Below are 2,670 nucleotides of genomic sequence, written 5' to 3'. Positions count from 1 at the left end.
GCCGCGATCGCGACCCGAGCTGGCGGTCGCCGCCGCGCGGGCCGAGGCGTCCTGGCAGGAGTACCTCGAGCTGCCGGCCGGTGACGTCACCGTGCTGTCGTTCCCGACCGGCGCCGAGATGCTGCTGCCCGGCGTGATGACCCGTCTGGCCGAGGCGCCGCACCTCACCCTCGTGTGCCGCGACCTGGACGTGCACCTGGTCGACTACGCCGAGTTCACCTCCGACCACGACGTGGTCGTGGCCGACAGCCCGGTGGCCACCGAGTCGTGGCACCAGCGCGGGCTGCAGGTCGTCCCGCTCATGAGCGAGCCGCTCGACGTCGCCCTGCCCGAGGACCACCGGCTCGCGTCCCGGCCGAGCCTGTCGCCGAAGGACGTGGCCGACGAGACCTGGATCGGCGTCCCGCGCGACTACCCCTACGACCGCGTGCTCAGCCAGATCGTCGCCGTCACGGGCGAGCCGCTGCGCGTCGCCCAGCGGTTCGCCGACAACGGGGTGGTCGAGGCGATGGTCGCGGCCGGGCACGGCATCGCGATCCTGCCCCGGTTCACCACCCGCGAGCACGGCAACGGACTGGTCACGCGGCCGCTCGTGGGCATCCGCGCCAAGCGCGACATCAGCGCGCTGCTGCGGCCGGACCGGTTCGAGCGGCCGTCGGTGCGCCTGGTCGTGCAGGCCCTGCGCGACGAGGCACGGGGCCGTCGCCGACTCCCACCACGCGGTGTAGGAGCGGCGACGGCCCGCGGGGGTCGTGCGCGAGGGGCGCGGGTCAGCGCCGGCGCACCAGCGTCATGACGTGGTAGATCACCACGGCGGCGACGCTGCCCAGGACGATGCCGGTGACGGTCACGTCGCCGGACGTGAGCGTCAGGTTGCCGATGCCGATGATGAGCGCGCGCGCCGTGTACTGGTTGACCGGGTCGGCGAAGTCGACCTTGTTGTCCATCCAGATGCGGATGCCGATGAGGCCGATGAGGCCGTAGAGCGCGACGGTCACGCCGCCGATGACGCCCGCGGGGATGGTGATGAGGAGCGCGCCGAGCTTGGGCGACAGGCTGAGCAGCACCGCCACGACGCCGGCCACGACGTACGCGGCCGACGAGAAGACGCGCGTGGCGGTCATGACGCCGATGTTCTCGCCGTACGTCGTGGTGGCCGAGCCGCCGAACGAGCCGGCGACCGCGGAGGCGAAGCCGTCGGCGAACAGCGTCCGGCCGGTCATCCGGTTGATCTCCGGCTGCTCGGTCAGGTGGGCGACGGAGCGGACGTGGCCGACGTTCTCGGCGACCAGCGCCAGGACGATCGGCAGGAACATCGGGAGCACCGACCACTCGACGTCCATCGTGTGGAAGTCGGGCAGGCCGAACCAGTCGGCCTCGCCCACACCGCCGAAGTCGACCTGGTCGGTGACGATCGCGGCCAGGTAGCCGGCGACGATGCCGATGAGGATGGACAGCCGGGCCGGGAAGCCGCGCAGCACGACCGCGGACAGGACGATCACGGCGAGCGTGAACGTGGCCAGCCAGGGCCCCTGCTGGTAGTTTCTCGTCGCCGCGGTGGCCAGGTTGAGGCCGATGAGCGCGACGATCGCGCCGGTGACGACCGGCGGCATGAGCAGCTCGAGCCAGCGGACGCCGGTGGCCTGGACGATCGCGCCGACGACCGCCAGCGTCACGCCGGTGACGAAGATGCCGAACAGCGCCGCGCCGGTGTCGCCGTCCTGGACGAGCGTGCTGACCGGGGCGATGAACGCGAACGACGAGCCGAGGTAGCTGGGGACGCGACCGGCGGTGATGGCCAGGAAGAACAGCGTGCCGATGCCGGAGAAGAACAGCGTCGTGGTCGGCGGCAGGCCGGTGAGGATGGGGACGAGGAACGTCGCGCCGAACATGGCGACGACGTGCTGGGCGCCGAAGCCGATCGTGCGCGGCCAGGACAGGCGTTCCAGGGGCAGGACGATCGCGTCCTCGGCGACGGCGCGGCCGTCTCCGTGCAGCTTCCAGACCACAGGGTCTCCTCGGGGTGGGGGCGGGGGAGGGCGTCAGGCGGTGAAGCGGGCGGCGAACGCCTCGAACTCGTCGCTGGCCAGCGAGGCGGCCTGGGCCCAGGACTCGAAGTCCAGGGACGTGGCGAGGTCGGCCTCGGCGGCGATGCGCACCGAGCGCTTCACGTGCGCGGTGAGGGTGCGGTCGCGTCCGGCCCAGCGGGTCGCGAGCTCGTGCGCACGGGTGGCCGGGTCGTCGGCCAGCTCCTCGGCGAGGCCGAGCCGCACGGCGTCCTCGCCGCGGACCAGGTCGCCGTTGAGCAGCGCGTAGGTCGCGCGAGCGCGGCCCATGCGCTCGGTCAGCATCCAGCTGCAGCCACCGCCGGGGTGCAGGCCGATCTCGGTGAACGTGGGGCCGAACCCCGCTCGCGGTCCGGCGACGATGACGTCGCAGGCGAGCGCGATGTTGAGCCCGGCGCCGACCGCCGGGCCCTGGACGGCCGCGATCGTCGGGATGCCCAGCTGCCGGATCGGCAGGAACGAGTCGTAGACGCCCATGAGGTGGTCGCGCAGCACGGACGTCGGGCGGGTGCGGTCGCCGAACAGGCTGGCCAGGTCGGCCCCGGCGCCTCAGAACGCCGTGCCGGCACCCCCGGACGACCAGGGCGCGCGCGTCGTCGTCGGC

At 73.0% G+C, this 2,670-nt stretch carries 3 protein-coding genes; 1 reads left to right on the top strand and 2 read right to left on the bottom strand.

Annotation, left to right across the window (positions count from 1 at the left end; genetic code table 11):
- A partial coding sequence (locus tag AC2W7G_RS13355; protein WP_485868869.1) for a LysR substrate-binding domain-containing protein occupies window positions 1-796 on the top strand: 796 nt, incomplete at its 5' end.
- Here the strand turns inward: AC2W7G_RS13355 and AC2W7G_RS13350 are convergent.
- Together AC2W7G_RS13350 and AC2W7G_RS13345 are read right to left on the bottom strand one after the other, a co-directional pair.
- Window positions 771-2,009 (bottom strand): uracil-xanthine permease family protein, encoded by a 1,239-nt coding sequence (locus AC2W7G_RS13350; RefSeq protein WP_485868868.1) that lies wholly within the window; start codon window positions 2,007-2,009, stop codon window positions 771-773. The two genes, AC2W7G_RS13355 and AC2W7G_RS13350, sit on opposite strands and share 26 nt — an antisense overlap.
- Before the next feature lie 33 nt (window positions 2,010-2,042).
- Window positions 2,043-2,561 carry an enoyl-CoA hydratase-related protein gene (locus AC2W7G_RS13345; protein ID WP_485868867.1) on the bottom strand — a complete coding sequence of 173 codons (519 nt, stop codon included), beginning with the start codon at window positions 2,559-2,561 and terminating at the stop codon, window positions 2,043-2,045.
- Window positions 2,562-2,670: the final 109 nt, after the last annotated feature.

Source organism: Aeromicrobium sp. PFPM2_SD2 (assembly GCF_057364525.1).
This window is presented reverse-complemented; position numbering and strand designations above follow the sequence as displayed.